This is a genomic window from Pseudoclavibacter helvolus (genome assembly GCF_014191305.1).
Lineage (GTDB): Bacteria > Actinomycetota > Actinomycetes > Actinomycetales > Microbacteriaceae > Pseudoclavibacter > Pseudoclavibacter helvolus.
Window position 1 is genome coordinate 447,856 of the sequence record NZ_JACHWJ010000002.1, and the last position, 12,659, is coordinate 460,514.

General features: G+C 67.2%; 14 protein-coding genes. 6 read left to right on the forward strand and 8 right to left on the reverse strand.

The window, feature by feature from the left end; all coding sequences use genetic code 11:
* Window positions 1-9: 9 nt before the first annotated feature.
* The 7 genes from FHX72_RS08970 to FHX72_RS09000 form a co-directional block, all read right to left on the reverse strand.
* Window positions 10-921, reverse strand: a complete 912-nt coding sequence (locus FHX72_RS08970; protein ID WP_068484222.1) for a sugar phosphate isomerase/epimerase family protein — start codon at window positions 919-921, stop codon at window positions 10-12.
* 105 nt (window positions 922-1,026) lie between these two features.
* Window positions 1,027-2,925: a 3D-(3,5/4)-trihydroxycyclohexane-1,2-dione acylhydrolase (decyclizing) gene (gene iolD, locus FHX72_RS08975; RefSeq protein ID WP_377605504.1), complete on the reverse strand. Its 1,899-nt coding sequence runs from the start codon at window positions 2,923-2,925 to the stop codon at window positions 1,027-1,029.
* Window positions 2,926-2,982: 57 nt separating this feature from the next.
* Window positions 2,983-3,915 (reverse strand): 5-deoxy-glucuronate isomerase, encoded by a 933-nt coding sequence (gene iolB, locus FHX72_RS08980; RefSeq protein ID WP_183624492.1) that lies wholly within the window; start codon window positions 3,913-3,915, stop codon window positions 2,983-2,985.
* 65 nt (window positions 3,916-3,980) lie between these two features.
* Window positions 3,981-5,504 carry a CoA-acylating methylmalonate-semialdehyde dehydrogenase gene (locus FHX72_RS08985; RefSeq protein WP_183624494.1) on the reverse strand — a complete coding sequence of 508 codons (1,524 nt, stop codon included), beginning with the start codon at window positions 5,502-5,504 and terminating at the stop codon, window positions 3,981-3,983.
* Between the two features lie 87 nt (window positions 5,505-5,591).
* On the reverse strand, window positions 5,592-6,500 hold the full coding sequence (locus tag FHX72_RS08990; RefSeq protein ID WP_068484108.1) for a Cgl0159 family (beta/alpha)8-fold protein: 909 nt from the start codon (window positions 6,498-6,500) through the stop codon (window positions 5,592-5,594).
* Window positions 6,493-7,461: a 5-dehydro-2-deoxygluconokinase gene (gene iolC, locus FHX72_RS08995; RefSeq protein WP_068484106.1), complete on the reverse strand. Its 969-nt coding sequence runs from the start codon at window positions 7,459-7,461 to the stop codon at window positions 6,493-6,495. The genes FHX72_RS08990 and iolC overlap by 8 nt, the downstream gene beginning before the upstream one ends.
* Before the next feature lie 120 nt (window positions 7,462-7,581).
* Window positions 7,582-8,685: a glutamate--cysteine ligase 2 gene (locus tag FHX72_RS09000; protein ID WP_068484114.1), complete on the reverse strand. Its 1,104-nt coding sequence runs from the start codon at window positions 8,683-8,685 to the stop codon at window positions 7,582-7,584.
* 123 nt (window positions 8,686-8,808) lie between these two features.
* Between FHX72_RS09000 and FHX72_RS09005 the strand changes: the two genes are divergently transcribed.
* From FHX72_RS09005 to trmD, 5 genes are all read left to right on the forward strand, one after another.
* Window positions 8,809-9,006 (forward strand): hypothetical protein, encoded by a 198-nt coding sequence (locus FHX72_RS09005; RefSeq protein WP_068484103.1) that lies wholly within the window; start codon window positions 8,809-8,811, stop codon window positions 9,004-9,006.
* Between the two features lie 144 nt (window positions 9,007-9,150).
* A complete protein-coding gene (rpsP, locus tag FHX72_RS09010; protein WP_183624495.1) occupies window positions 9,151-9,567 on the forward strand; it encodes a 30S ribosomal protein S16 in 417 nt (138 codons plus the stop codon).
* 2 nt (window positions 9,568-9,569) lie between these two features.
* Entirely contained in the window at window positions 9,570-9,800 is a 231-nt protein-coding gene (locus FHX72_RS09015; protein WP_068484100.1) for an RNA-binding protein, read from the forward strand.
* 1 nt (window position 9,801) lies between these two features.
* Window positions 9,802-10,401, forward strand: a complete 600-nt coding sequence (rimM, locus tag FHX72_RS09020; RefSeq protein WP_183624497.1) for a ribosome maturation factor RimM — start codon at window positions 9,802-9,804, stop codon at window positions 10,399-10,401.
* Between the two features lie 74 nt (window positions 10,402-10,475).
* Window positions 10,476-11,216 carry a tRNA (guanosine(37)-N1)-methyltransferase TrmD gene (gene trmD, locus FHX72_RS09025; RefSeq protein ID WP_068484096.1) on the forward strand — a complete coding sequence of 247 codons (741 nt, stop codon included), beginning with the start codon at window positions 10,476-10,478 and terminating at the stop codon, window positions 11,214-11,216.
* Window positions 11,217-11,235: 19 nt separating this feature from the next.
* Here the strand turns inward: trmD and map are convergent, their stop codons facing one another.
* A complete protein-coding gene (gene map / locus FHX72_RS09030) occupies window positions 11,236-12,003 on the reverse strand; it encodes a type I methionyl aminopeptidase (RefSeq protein ID WP_068492878.1) in 768 nt (255 codons plus the stop codon).
* Between the two features lie 76 nt (window positions 12,004-12,079).
* Between map and FHX72_RS09035 the strand changes: the two genes are divergently transcribed.
* Window positions 12,080-12,646: a hypothetical protein gene (locus tag FHX72_RS09035; protein WP_183624499.1), complete on the forward strand. Its 567-nt coding sequence runs from the start codon at window positions 12,080-12,082 to the stop codon at window positions 12,644-12,646.
* The last annotated feature ends 13 nt before the right edge of the window (window positions 12,647-12,659 follow it).

The following is a 12,659-nucleotide window of genomic DNA, read 5'->3' on the forward strand; positions in this document are numbered from 1 at the left end:
TCTCGGGCGTTACTTGGCGCGGGCGGCTGGTGTGGAGCCGCAGATGTGCTTGAGGGTGCGCTCGGCGATCGGGTACGGGCGGTCGGCGGAGCAGCCGAACATGTCCTGCTCGACGATGCCGAAGATGTTCGGGTCGATCTCGGCGGCGCGGGCCACGATGGGGCCGAGCTCCGGGATGCCGTTCGGCGGCTCGACCATGATCATGTCGGCGGCGGCTTCGGCCCACGGAACGTCGTTCTTGAGGACGTCGAACAGGCGGTCAGGATCGACCTGCTTGAGGTGCAGGTAGCCGATGCGCTCGGGGTAGGCGTTCATGAGGCGCAGGCTGTCGCCGCCGTAGTAGGAGAAATGACCCGTGTCGAGGCAGAGATTCGTGTACTGAGCGTCGGTCTCGTTGAGGAGACGCTCGACCTCGCGGTACGTGCCGACGTGGCTGTCGGCGTGCGAATGGAACTGCTGCTTGACGCCGTACTCCTCGAGGAGCGCCTTGCCGAGCCGGTCGTGGCCAGCGGCGAGGCGCGTCCACTGCTCGGCGTCGAGCGTTCGTGGTTCCTTGGCCTGACCCGTGATGTCGTCGCGCCACATGTCGGGGATCGTCACGAGGTGCTCGGCGCCGAGCTTCGAGGCGAGGCCCGCGACGGCGATGGCCTGGTCCCAGGCGCGCTGCCACTGGCTCTCGTCCTCATTGTGGAAGCCCGTGAACACCGTGCCGGCGGAGAGCTTGAGGCCACGCGACTCGAGCTCGTCAGAGAGCTGGTTGGGGTCGGTGGGGAGGTAGCCGTACGGGCCGAGCTCGATCCACGTGTAGCCGGCCTTCACAACCTCGTCGAGGAAGGTCTGCCAGGGGATCTGGCCGGGGTGGTCGGGGAGCCAGATGCCCCAGGAGTCAGGGGCGGTTCCGATTCGGATGCTCTGCGACATCGTCGTCTGCTTTCTGTTGGTGTTCGTAGTGAAGTTCGTGTGCGTGTTCGTGCGTGTCCTGCGGTGAGGGGCCGGCGGCGGGAGATCCGATCCGGCCCCGACCGGTCAGCCGAGCAGGGGCCGCTGAGCGGCCTTCTGCTGCTTGTAGTCCTCGAGCGCGCTCTTTGTGGAGTCGAGCGTGGAGGTCTCGGCGACCGGCACATCCCACCATCCTTCGCCGTCAGGCGCGTAGATGAGGGGGTTGCTGTTGATGTGGATGAGCGTCGAGGTGTCGGAGGCCTTCGCCTTGGCCATGGCCTCGCGCAGGTCGCCGATCGCGTCGGCGCTCGGCTCGATCTCGATGGTGTCGATGCCGTAGCTGCGGGCGTTGGCGGCGAGGTCGACGGGCAGGATCTGGTCGCCCTGGAAGTTCGAGCCTGCCTCGTCGAACGCGCGGTACCAGGTGCCGAAGCGCTCGGAACCGACGGTCTCGGAGAGGTGTCCGATGGAGGCGTAGCCGTGGTTCTGGATGAGCACGACGATGATCTTGATGCCCTCGGCCACTGCCGTCACGAGCTCCGTGTGGAGCATGAGGTAGGAGCCGTCGCCGACCATGACGATGACGTCACGGTCCGGTGCGCCACGGCGAACGCCCATGCCACCGGCGATCTCGTAGCCCATGCAGGAGAAGGCGTACTCGACGTGGTAGCCGAGTGGGTCGCGGACCCGCCACAGCTTGTGGAGGTCGCCGGGCAGCGAGCCGGCAGCCTGGACGATGACGTCGCGCGGGTCGCTCGACTCCTGGACAGCGCCGATGATCTCCGGCTGGCCCGGCAGGTCGAGGCCGCTCGGCTCGAAGGCGACATCGACGGCCGCGTCCCACTCGCTCTTCTCGGCCGCGATCTGCCGCGAGTAATCGTCGCTCACGCGGAACCCGGAGAGGGCACCGATGAGCTTCACGAGCGTCTCACGAGCGTCCGCTACGACGGGCAGCTGCGAGCCGTGCTTGTAGGCGTCGAAGGCGGCGACGTTGATGTTCACGAAGCGCGCGCCGTCGTTCTGGAACACAGTGCGGCTGGCCGTCGTGAAGTCGCTGTAGCGCGTGCCGATGCCGATGACGACGTCTGCCTGCGCTGCGAGGCGGTTGGCCGCTGTTGTGCCGGTCGCGCCGATGCCGCCGAGGTACTGCGGGTGGTCCCAGTCGAGGGATCCTCCGCCTGCCTGGCTTGTACCGACGGGAATGCCCGTGGCCTCCACGAAGGCGCGCAGCTCGTTCTCGGCACCCGAGTAGATGACGCCGCCGCCGGCGACGATGATCGGGTTCTTGGCGTTCTTGATCGCCTCGACGGCGCGCGCGAGCGGGCCCGCTTCGGGGAGGGGGCGGCGGATGTGCCACTCGCGCTCCTCAAGGAAGGCGAGGGGTACGTCGATGAGCTCTGCCTGGACGTCCTCGGGCAGCGCGATCGTCACGGCACCGGTCTCAGCCGGGTCGGTGAGGACCCGCATGGCGGCAAGCGCGATCGAGTACAACTGCTCGGGGCGCTGCACGCGGTCGAAGAAGCGGGAGAGGGGACGGAACGCATCCGTCACCTGGATGCCCGTGTCGTGCGGGAACTCGAGCTGCTGCAGCACGGGGTCGGCGACGCGCGTCGCGAAGGTATCGCTCGGCAGGAGCAGCGCTGGCAGGCGGTTCGCCGTGGCGAGGGCCGCACCCGTGAGCATGTTGGCTGCGCCCGGTCCGACGGACGCGGCGCTCGCGTAGGTCGCGCGGCGGCGGTGCATGCGCGCGTAGCCCACCGACTGGTGCACCATCGCCTGCTCGTTGCGCGCCTGGAAGTACGGCATGAGCGTCGGGTCCTCGACGTTGGCCTGCTTGAGCGCCTGGCCGATGCCGGCGACATTGCCGTGGCCGAAGATTCCGAACATGCCGGGGATCGTGCGCTCGCGCACGTCGCCATCGACGGTGTACTGCTTGCCGAGGAACTCGACGAGGGCCTGGCCGACGGTCATTCGCTTGGTTGACATCTGCGTCATCTTTCTGCGTTGGTACTGAGCTGTTGCTGGTGCGCTGGAGGCGCGGCGTTACTGCTTGGGGCCGTACGGGAGGCGGGAGTCGAACTCCTGAGAGGTCCACTGCTCGCGCACCCAGCCGTGGGCCGGGTCGTCGCTGATGAGCCACTCGCGCGCCTCGTCCGGACCCGCCATGACGTTCAGGTAGTACAGGTCGTAGCCGGGGGCCGCGACGGCGGGGCCGTGGTAGCCGAACGGGACCAGCGCGATGTCTCCGGTGCGGACGATCTCGTTGATCGAGATCTCGCCGGCAGGCGACGTGTAGGTCGCGAACATGCCGAAGGCGTCAGCGCCCTCTGGGACCGTCGCGTTCTTGGTTGGCTCGCTCTCGAAGTAGTAGATCTCCTCGAGGCGGCTCTCGTGGCCCGGGTGGTGCTCGTCGTGCTTGTGGGGAGGGTACGACGACCAGTTCTCGGCCGGCGTGATGACCTCGCACACGATGAGCTTGGCGGCCTGCAGCGAACCGGGGATGCCGAAGTTCTGCACCTGACGGCTCGAGCGGCCCGCACCCCGGAGCTCGACCGGCACGTCGCCCTTGCGCAGCACCTGGAAGGGGAAGACCTGCGTCGTCGGTGCCTCTGCAACGGCGACCCTGCCGCTGCCGGTCACCGTGGCGCTGGTCCCGACGGGCAGGTAGGCCACGTCAGCTGGCCCGTCGAAGACTGAGGGACGGCCCTCGAGCTCGACGGATGCGGGCGCATCCGCCCCGTCGAGCTCGAGGCGCGCGTTTCCGCGGAGGGGGATGACCATTCGCTCAATGTCGCCTGCTGGCAGCTCGAGGCGCAGACCATCGGAGAGGTTCGCGACTCGGATGCCGGTGTGTTCCCAGCCGGGGAGCGTCGCATCGACAACGCTCTCCCAGCCGTCTCGCGAGAGGGCTCCGCGGGCCCTGAACCAGGTGTTCTCTGCTGTGTCCCTGTGGGGAGATGCTGCGTGTGAGGACATTGCTCGTGAGTCTTTCTAGGTGCGAATGGTCTGGCTAGCCGTGTGGGCTAGTCGTGCTGGGCTGGTTATTCGTTTTCGGGGAAGCCGAGGTTGATGCCGCCGTGCTTGGCGGGGTCGAGCCAGCGGCTGGTGACGGCTTTCTCGCGGGTGTAGAAGTGGAAGCCTTGGAGGCCGTAGGCCTTGCTGTCGCCGAAGGCGGAGTCTTTCCATCCGCCGAAGGAGTAGTAGGCGACGGGGACGGGGATGGGCACGTTGATGCCGATCATGCCGACCTGGATCTCGTTCTGGAAGCGGCGGGCGGCGCCGCCGTCGTTGGTGAAGATCGCGGTGCCGTTGCCGAACTGGCCGGTGTTGATGAGCTCAACGCCTTCCTCGAAGCTCTTGACGCGGACGATGCCGAGGACGGGGCCGAAGATCTCTTCCGTGTAGGCGCGGCTGGTGGTGGGGAGGTTGTCGATGAGGGTCGGTCCGAGCCAGAACCCGCCGTCCGCGCCTTCGGCCTGGATGGTGCGGCCGTCGACGAGGACGTCGGCGCCGTCGTCTTTCGCGATCTGGATGTAGGAGGCGATCTTGTCGCGGTGTACTTCCGACACGATGGGGCCCATGTCGGGTTCCTTGTGGGTGTCGGTGGGGGTGCCGTCACCGATGCGGAGCTTCGCGATGCGCTCGGTGACTTTCTCGATGAGCTTGTCGGCGACGGGTTCGATCGCGAGGACCACGCTGATGGCCATGCATCGCTCGCCCGCGGACCCGTAGCCGGCGTTGATGGCCTGGTCGGCGACGAGGTCGAGGTCCGCGTCTGGGAGCACGAGCATGTGGTTCTTCGCGCCGCCGAGCGCCTGGACGCGTTTGCCGTTCTTGGACGCGGTTTCGTAGATGTACTGCGCGATCGGGGTCGAGCCGACGAACGAGATCGCGGCGACGTCGTCGTGGTTCAGGAGGCCATCGACGGCTTGCTTATCGCCGTGGAGGACGTTGAAGACACCGTCGGGAAGGCCCGCTTCTTTCCAGAGTTCGGCGAGCCAGACCGCGGCGGACGGGTCCTTCTCGGAGGGCTTGAGGACGACGGTGTTGCCGACGGCGATCGCGATGGGGAAGAACCACATGGGGACCATGGCGGGGAAGTTGAAGGGGCTGATGATGCCGACCACGCCGAGGGCTTGCTTGATGGAGAACACGTCGACGCCGGTGGAGGCGTTCTCGGTGAAGTCGCCCTTCATGATGTGGGGGAAGCCGGTCGCGAGTTCCACGACCTCGAGGCCGCGCTGGATCTCGCCAGCGGCGTCGGAGACGACCTTCCCGTGCTCGGACGTGATGATGCGGGCGAGCTCGAACTTCCGCTCGTTCAGCAACTCACGGAACTTGAAGATGATGTTCTGGCGCTTCGCGATCGACGTGTTCGACCAGCCGGGGAAGGCGGCCTTGGCGGCGGCAATCGCGGCGTTGATTTCAGCATCGTCGGCGAGAGCGACGTTGCTCGTCGCGGTGCCGAGAGCCGGGTTGAAGACCGGCGAGGTGCGCGCTGGCGTCGCGGTCGAGAAGGCGCCGTTGATCCAGTGCTGGATCGTGGGCAGGGCGGTGTCAGTCATGGGTGTTCCTTCGCTGTGTTGCGCCGGTCTGGAGCGGCGCTGGTGGATGCGGCAGCTGCCGCGACGAGGGGTGTTGGTGGTCCGAGCTCAGCTCGTGGTGTGGACGAGGCTTGCGGCCGTGTCCACGGCCGCGGCGACGTCGCCATCGGCGGGGTAGAGGAGGGTGCGCCCCACGACGAGCCCACGAACGCCCGGGAGGGCGAGGGCGTCAGCCCACTTGGCGTACACCGCCTCTTGGTCGCCGTTCGGCTCGCCGCCGAGCAGGAGCGTCGGCAGGGTCGTCGCCGCCATGACGCGCTCCATCTCAGGCACGACGGGCAGCTTCATCCAGGTGGATCCGGAGCTGTTGCCGAGGCCGGAGGTGATCGCGATCGAGTTGATGACGGCGTCGGGCGACAGGTCGTTGACGATCCGTCCCTCCCTCCACTCGCTCATGAACGGCTCGAGCATGATGGGGAGGGATGCTGCTGCCGCGTCGTCGACCGCACGGGCGTTGGCCTCGAGCGTCGAGACCGTGCCGGCATCCGCAAGGTTCACTCGCACGAGCGTCTTGGCGAAGTCGATGCCGTCGCGCACCATCGAGTCGACGTCGTAGCCCGTGAAGCGGTCGTCCATCTCGAAGCTCGCGCCCCTGAGGCCACCGCGGTTCATGGAACCGACGATGAGCTTGTCGTCGAGCACGCCCAGCAGGGCGAGGTCGTCGATGATGTCCGGCGTTCCGAGCACACCGTCGACGCCGGGCCGCGAGAGGGCAAGCGCGAGACGGTCGAGCAGGTCGTAGCGGTCGGCCATCGCCATGGCGTCGTCGCGGACGCCGAGGGCGCCACGCGCAGGGTGGTCGGCGGCCACGAAGAACAGCCTGCGGTCTTCAGGGAGGAGCGACGCACGGCGCTTGCGGTTCGCGAGCGCTTCCCGCAGTGCCGCGGGGCCATCAGCCCTGGCGTCACGGAGCTTCTCGAACGCCGCTTCGTCGAGGATCCGGTACTTCTCAGGCAAGAGAGTTCTCCTTCAGGATCTCGTCGACCTCCGCCGTCGATGGCATTGCGGTCGAGCACTCGAGTCGCGAGGCCACGATGGCGCCGGCGATGTTCGCGAAGCGCAGGATGTGCTCGAGGTCCCACCCTGCGATGAGGCCCTTGCAGAAGGCTCCGCCGAAGCTATCGCCGGCTCCGAGGCCATTGATGACGTCGACGAAGTGCGTCGGCACTTCGATTGAGCCCTCGCGGGTCTTCGCGAGGACGCCCCTCGGACCCTGCTTGACAACCGCGATGTCGACGCCTCGCTCGAGGAGCGCATCCGCCGCCCGCTGGGGCTCGGTCTCGCCGACGGCGACCTCGCACTCCTCCTTGTTGCCGATCGCGATCGTCGACTGCGCGAGGATCGGCTCGATCACGGCCGTCGCGGTGGCGGCGTCGGGCCAGAACATGGCGCGGTAGTCGAGGTCGAGGATCGTGTGGTCGCGGCGAGCACGCGCAGCGAACGCGGCGTGGTGCGCGGCGCGGCTCGGCTCCTCGGAGAGGCCCGTGACGGTCGCCCAGAAGATCTTGGCGTTGCGGATCGCGTCGAGGTCGAGCGTCTCGGCCTCGATGTTGAGGTCCGGAGCCTTCGGCTGTCGGTAGAAGTAGAGGGGGAAGTCATCCGGCGGGAAGATCTCGCAGAACGTGACCGGGGTTGCGAGCGAGTCGTCGCGCGTCACGAAGTCGCTCTTGACGCCGAGGCGCTCGAGCTCCCGCACGATGTAGCGGCCGAAGGGGTCGTCGCCGGTGCGGGTGATGACCGCCGAGCTCAGGCCGTGCTTCGCACCGGCGACGGCGACATTCGTCGCGCTGCCGCCGAGGAACTTCCCGAAGGTCGAGACGTCCTCGAGCCCGACTCCGGTCTGGAGGGGGTAGATGTCGACACCCACACGGCCAAGCGTGATGAGGTCAAACGCGGAGGTTTGTGTTGCAGTGGTCATACGGCTCTGTACAACTTTCAGTCCGATGGTGAACGAGGACGAGAGTCAGCATACACCTAATGTCCTGACAAAGTAACAAAGTCTGGAAGGCGAATTCGAGGCCCCAGCAGTAGGGGAGTGTCAGGCCTTGAGTTCGGCGATGAGCGAGTCCACGACCGGCACGAGTGCGCCGTCGTGTTGCTCGGCCACGCGCCGCTGGCGGTCGCTCGATGAGCCGCTCTCGATGATCTCCGCGATCGCGCCGAGCTCCTCCGTGCATCCGAGGTCCTCGGCCACCTGCAGGTAGTCGCCCTCGATGCGCTCGGCGAGTACCTCAGTGACGGGGCGCTCGTTGCCGGCTGCGTCCTCGATGATGATCGCGTCGAGGCCGTAGCGCGCTGCTCGCCATTTGTTCTCCCGCACGAACCACGATGGCAGGCGGTCCGTGTCTCGGCCTGCGTCGAGCTGGCGAGAGGCGTGCTCGACGATGACGTGATTGAGCGCGACCATGGCGCCGAGCTCGCGCAGGTTCGTCGCGCCGTCCGAGACGCGGATCTCAACCGTGCCCCAGTGCGCGGAAGGGCGCACGTCCCAGCGAAGCTCCTGGACCTCGTCGACGATGCCCGTGTGCAGGACGTCGTGCGCGACGCGCTCGTAGTCCTCCCAGGTCTCCATCTCTGGGGGCAAGCCGCCCGTCGGGAGCTGCTGGAAGATCATCGTGCGATGCGAGCTGAAAGTCGTGTCCTCGCCCTGCCAATACGGGCTGGACGTCGAGAGGGCCAGCATGAGCGGGTAATTCGCGAGGGCCGCCCGCATGATCGCCGGCACCTTGCGGCAGTCCTCTACGCCGATGTGCGTGTGCACGCCCCAGATGGCGAGCTGCCCTCCCCAGCGACCTGAGCGCTCAGTGACCAGGCGGTAGCGCTCACCGGGCGAGCGCTGCTGCTCCCGCCACTTGGAGAAGGGATGCGTGCCGGAGCCGATCACGCCAGCGCCCGCCGCATCCGCCGCGGTCAGCAGGGAGTCCCTCAGGCCGCGCAGTTCGTCAACGGCCGACCCAGCCGATCGATGCACGCCCGTCACGAGTTCGACGGTGTTCGTGAGGAACTCCTTCGTGAACCGCTCGTCGCCGAGGCGCGAGATCAGTTCAGGGCCGATGCCGGTCAGCTCGCGCGACTCAGCGTCGACGATACCGAGCTCCCATTCGACACCAAGTGTCGAACGCTCTGATGAGGCGAAACGCATGGTGAAAGCGTAGACGTACCAAGGGTCGCGGCGTGTCTGCATTGCGGGCCAATCGGCATCCGCCGCAATATAGAGAAAGGACTAGGGCGACGGCACGCGCCGCCCCCAGAAGCGGAGGCCCCCATGCGCTACTCGGATTCCCTTGCGGAACTTGCGACGGCCGGAGCGCAGGACTTCGTTCCGTACGTGATCGGGGCCGTTCTGCTTGTCCTGATCGGCGGCATCGTGCTCTTCTTCGTCCAGCGTCGGCAGCGCGCCGCGGAGCGAGCAGCGGACCTCGGCGAGCGTTCGGGGTCCGGCCACGATTCTGCGGTTGGCTAACTGGCCAAGTATCTGCCAAACTAGGCAGTTGAGTCTCGCGGGCTCGACCCTCTAATCCGGCCCGCGGTTCACCATTGAGCTCTGCCGAGTGTGCCCCACGCCCTCCGGCTGTCGTTCGCCGATACACACACCATCAGGAGACACGTGGCTGTCAAAATTCGTCTGAAGCGCCTTGGAAAGATCCGGGCACCCTACTACCGCATCGTCGTCGCCGACTCGCGCACCAAGCGCGACGGTCGCGTCATCGAGGAGATCGGCAAGTACCACCCCACCGAGAACCCCTCGTTCATCGAGGTCAACTCGGAGCGTGCACAGTACTGGCTGAGCGTCGGCGCACAGGCCTCCGAGGCTGTCGTCGTCCTGCTCAAGCTCACGGGCGACTGGGGCAAGTTCAAGGGCGAGGGCTCGACCGAGAACCAGGTCAAGGCACCTGAGGCCAAGGTCCCCTTCGTCGCAGAGGCTGGCAAGAAGCCCGTCCTGCGCCCCAAGGCTGAGCCGAAGGCAGCTCCGGCCGCCGCAGAGGTCACCGAAGAAGCGGCGACTGAAGAGGTCGAGGCCTAGTCATGCTCGCTTCCGCGCTGGAACATCTCGTCAAGGGAATCGTCGATCACCCCGACGATGTCCGCGTGGACCGCAGCACTGCTGCACGCGGCGAGGTCCTCGAAGTGCGTGTGCACTCCGAGGACCTCGGCCGTGTCATCGGTCGCTCCGGCCGCACTGCCAAGGCTCTGCGCACCGTAGTGACCGCACTTGCCGATGGCCGCCGAGTTCGCGTCGACGTAGTTGACGACTGAGGTGGCAGGCAAGAAGAAGGGCATCACCCAGCTCCGTGTCGGGCGCCTCACCAAGGCCCACGGCCTCAAGGGCGCTATCAAGCTCGAGCTCTTCACCGACGAGCCAGACCGGCGCTTCGTGCCAGGCGCGAGCTTCAGCCTCCAGGTGCCGCCCGACCACGAGTGGCACGGCAAGAGCCTGGAGCTGCATGAGCTCCGCTGGTACAACGGGCACCCCGTCGGATTCTTCGTCGGCGTTTCTGACCGCACCGCCGCCGAGAGCCTCGCCAAGGCGATCCTCTGGGTCGACTCCAACGACGCCGAGGAGCTCGAGGACGACGCCTGGTACGACCACCAGCTCGTTGGCCTCGATGTGCAGCGCGATGGCGTTTCCGTCGGCAGTGTCATCCGGGTCGAGCACTTCCCGGCCCAGGACCTGTTGGTCGTCAAGACCGCGGACGCCGAGGTGCTTGTTCCACTCGTGAAGGCGATCGTCTCCGAAGTCGACCTCGAGGCCGGAGTGGTCAGCGTTACCCCTCCCAACGGTCTCTTCGAGGAGATCGAAGAGACGCCGTCAGAGTCGAAGGCCCCGGCCGTCGAGCCCAAGGCCGACGCCGAGTAGTCTCGCCTCTCCATCTGCGTAGTCCTGCGCGCCCGCGATCAGTCGCGGGCGCGCATCCGCTTAAGCTGGACCCCATGCGCGTCGACATCGTCACCATCTTTCCCGAGTTCTTCCAGGTGCTCGACGTCTCACTCCTCGGCAAGGCGCGGCAGGACGGCATCATCGACGTCCGCGTGCACGACCTGCGCGACGCGACGACCGACCGGCACCGCACCGTCGACGACACGCCATACGGCGGCGGCGCCGGCATGGTCATGAAGCCAGAGCCGTGGGGGCAGACGATCGACGCCATCCTCGATGACGCCGCCGGCCAGCCGGCCGTGCCAGCGGAAGGCTCGGGCTCGGGGGACGCGCGCCCCCTCGTCGTGTTCCCGTCGCCAGCAGGGACGGTCTTCACGCAGGCAACCGCCAGGCGGTATGCGCTCGAGCCGCACATCGTCTTCGGCTGCGGCCGTTACGAAGGGATCGACCAGCGGGTCTTCGATGACACTGCTGAGCGCGCCAGGGTTGAGCTCGTGAGTCTCGGCGACTATGTGCTCAACGGGGGAGAGGTCGCCGTCACCGCCATGATCGAGGCGTTCGGACGGCTTGTGCCGGGCGTCGTCGGCAACCCCGAGTCGCTCGTTGAGGAGTCGCATGAAGACGGGCTGCTCGAATACCCGAGCTACACGAAGCCGGCTCTGTGGCGCGGGCGAGAGGTTCCTGACGTGCTGCTGAGCGGCCACCACGCGAAGATCGCCGCCTGGCGCCACGAGCAGCAGATCGAGCGCACGCGCCGCGTCCGCCCAGAGCTGCTGCCGCCAGAGCTCCGGTAGCGCTGGCCCCGCTTCAGCGCTAGCTGCGCGCGGTGAGGATGATGGGGTCGCCGTCGGTGATGACAACCGTGTGCTCGCTGTGCGCCCCGCGCGAGCCGTCAGCGCTGCGGAGCGTCCAGCCGTCCGCATCCTGCACGAGCTTGTCCGTCGTCTCGAGGAACCATGGCTCGATCGCGAGGACGAGGCCCGGCTTGAGCGGCATGCCGCGGTTCGCGCGACCGCGGTTCGGGACGCTCGGCTCCTGATGCATGGTGCGCCCGACGCCGTGGCCGCCGAACTCGACGTTGACGGGGTAGCCGGCGTTCTTCGCAACCTGCCCGATGGCGTGCGAGATGTCGCCGAGCTTGTTGCCGGGGCGGGCCGCTTCAATGGCAGCCTCGAGCGCCACTTCGGTCGTGTCGATGAGGCGCAGGTCGGCCTCGCGTGGCGTGCCGACGACCACCGTTATGGCGGAGTCGCTGACCCAGCCGTCGACTGCCACGGCGAAATCGAGCGTCAGAACGTCACCGTCCTTGAGCGCGTAGTCGTGCGGAAGGCCGTGCAGGACGGCATCGTTGACCGACGTGCAGATGACCTTGCCGAACGGCGAGTTGCCGAATGAGGGGTGGTAGTCGATGTAGCAGCTCTTCGCGCCGCGCTTCGTAATGAGCTCGTGAGCTCTGGCGTCGAGCTCGAGGAGGTTCGTGCCGACAGCGGCGCTCTGCGAGAGCTCACTGAGGACCTCGGCGACGAAGCGCCCCGCGGGTCGCATCTCTTCGATTTCGTTCTGGGTGCGCAGCTCGATCATCCGGCAATCGTACCGGCGCTCGTGCCGTGAGCGAACGCTCAAGCCTCTGCTCGGGAACCTCCCGTAGCGTTGCGTCATGGGCATTGGCCGTCTCGTCTACCGCGCACTTCTCCCTGCTGCGCTTTTCCTCGCCGCCTGGCAGTTCGTGGGCTGGCTTGTCCTGGGCGCTCCCGTGGCACGCCTCTTCGTCTTCGGTTTCGCAGGGCTTGCCGCCGTCGCAGGGCTCCTCATCCTGTCCGCGAACTTCTGGCTGCGGCCGGACATCCGCGAGACGAAGGCTCTGCAGTTGCGCGACCTGCCCCTCATCGTCGTGCCCTGGCTGCTCTGGGCGGCAGGGGCTGTTGTGCCGGATGCTCCCGGGCTCTGGGTGCTCGCCGCCGCGTTCCTGTCCATGGTCGTTGCCGGCTCGATAGCGCGACGCAGACTCACGGCGGTCGTGCAGGAGCGACTCGCCTCCGCTCAGGCCGCGGGACCCCAGGCCAACCCTTTCGGCATGTTCGGTGGGATGCCAGGCATGGCTGCTCCTGGGATGCCAGGCTCACCGGGCAACAGGACGCCGCCTGCCGGGCCGGGAGGCGCATCCGGACCCGACGCCGGCAAGGTGATCACGCTCGATCCTGAACCGGACGACGACCGTCGCTGACCAGGACAGTCGA